Source organism: Neobacillus jeddahensis (assembly GCF_000612625.1).
GTDB classification, from domain to species: Bacteria; Bacillota; Bacilli; order Bacillales; family Cytobacillaceae; genus Neobacillus; species Neobacillus jeddahensis.
Genome location: NZ_CCAS010000126.1, coordinates 1 through 2,120 on the forward strand (window position 1 = coordinate 1; position 2,120 = coordinate 2,120).

2 protein-coding genes are annotated in these 2,120 nt (G+C 39.3%); both read left to right on the forward strand.

The window, feature by feature from the left end; translation table 11 throughout:
- Positions 1–1,267, forward strand: a 1,267-nt coding sequence (gene miaB, locus TY15_RS22885) for a tRNA (N6-isopentenyl adenosine(37)-C2)-methylthiotransferase MiaB (RefSeq protein ID WP_042375707.1), incomplete at its 5' end; no start/stop codon positions are given.
- 1 nt (position 1,268) lies between these two features.
- Positions 1,269–1,724 (forward strand): YlbF/YmcA family competence regulator, encoded by a 456-nt coding sequence (locus tag TY15_RS22890; protein WP_040205066.1) that lies wholly within the window; start codon positions 1,269–1,271, stop codon positions 1,722–1,724.
- Positions 1,725–2,120 lie beyond the last annotated feature (396 nt).

Sequence of the window (2,120 nt, forward strand, 5' to 3'; positions counted from 1 at the left end):
AGCTTTAGGGTATGAACCTACTGATAGCACAGAAGAGGCAAATGTAATTCTTTTGAATACATGTGCAATTCGTGAGAATGCAGAAAACAAAGTGTTTGGTGAATTAGGACATTTAAAGCATTTGAAGTTAGAAAAGCCTGACCTCCTTATAGGTGTTTGTGGATGTATGTCACAAGAAGAATCTGTAGTTAATAAGATTCTTAAAACCTATAATCAAGTGGATATGATTTTTGGTACTCATAATATTCATCGTCTGCCAAACATTTTGCATGAAGCGTATATGTCTAAAGAAATGGTGGTTGAGGTTTGGTCTAAGGAAGGTGACGTTATCGAAAACCTTCCAAAAGTTCGCCGTGGGAAAATTAAGGCTTGGGTAAACATTATGTATGGCTGTGATAAATTCTGTACGTATTGTATTGTTCCTTTCACTCGCGGGAAAGAGCGGAGTCGTCGTCCTGAAGAGATTATCCAGGAAGTGCGCCAATTAGCTGCACAAGGCTACCAGGAGATTACCCTTCTCGGGCAGAACGTAAATGCTTATGGTAAAGATTTAGAAGGTCTGAACTATGGCCTGGGTGACCTTATGGATGAATTGCGAAAAATCGATATTCCACGGATTCGATTTACGACAAGCCACCCACGTGACTTTGATGATCATTTGATTGAAGTTCTTGCAAAAGGCGGGAACTTAATGGACCATATCCATTTACCTGTGCAATCAGGGTCTACAGATGTGTTAAAAATTATGGCTCGTAAATATACAAGAGAGCAATATTTAGAGCTTGTAAGAAAAATTAAGGCGGCGATACCAAACGTTTCTTTAACTACGGATATTATCGTAGGTTATCCAAACGAGACAGACGAACAGTTTGAAGAAACGATGTCTCTATATCGTGAGGTAGGTTATGAATTGGCATATACCTTTATTTATTCACCACGGGAAGGAACTCCAGCTGCAAAAATGGAGGATAATGTTCCGATGGAGGTAAAGAAAGAACGTTTACAACGTTTAAATAAACTTGTTAATGATCGTTCTTTAGAAGCGATGAAAAAATATGAAGGCCAAATAGTTGATGTTTTGGTAGAAGGCGAAAGTAAAAACAATCCTGAGGTTCTTGCTGGGTACACTTCAAAAAGCAAGCTTGTTAACTTTGTCGCACCAAAATCAATGATTGGCAAAATCATTAAAGTCAAAATTACAGAAGCAAGGACATGGTCATTAAACGGAGAAATGGTGGAAGAATTTGAACCAGTTGAGGTGAATTAAAGTGGGGAAATATACAAAAGACGATATCGTCGCGCGTGCAACAGAATTAGCTCGCATGATAACAGAAACAGAGGAAGTTGACTTCTTTAAGCGAGCAGAAGCTCATATTCATGAAAATCAAAAGGTAAAAACGTTAATTTCAGATATTAAGGGTCTACAAAAGCAAGCAGTGAATCTTCAACATTATGGAAAACAAGAAGCACTAAAAAAGGTGGAAGACAAGATTGCTACAATTGAACAAGAATTGGATGAAATTCCTGTTGTTCAGGATTTTAAACAATCACAGGTAGAGGTCAATGAACTGCTTCAGCTGATTGCTTCCACTATTTCTAATACGGTTACCGATGAAATTATTGTTTCAACAGGTGGAGACGTATTAATGGGTGAAACAGGTGCAAGTATGAAGAGTGGCGGCGGGGCTTGTGATAGCCACGACGATTGTGACCACGATCATTAAAAATAGAAACCAGGCTTCCTAATGGAGGTCTGGTTTTCTTTTATATTATCACCAGAATTTATATGTTTCGAATTTGAGAATTGTCCAGCTCAAGAAGCCATCGGCTCGAGGTCACAAGCGGGTCCGTCGAGAAGGTTAAAGAACAACCTTCCCGCCGGCTTGTCTTGTGCTTGGCTACAGAAAGCTATCGCTTTCTGTACGCATTAAGATGGACTAAGCCGATTTTCAATCGACTAAGTCTCTCTATATCGACGATTACGGGCGACTTGCGCTTTTCTTACAGGGGACAATCGGAAGTTCTGCGCGTAAAAAGGCACAACTAGTGGATTTGCTAGCTTAACTTTGTTTTACAGATAAAACTCCGCTTATTACTTTCGCTGGTTACTCAATGGATTT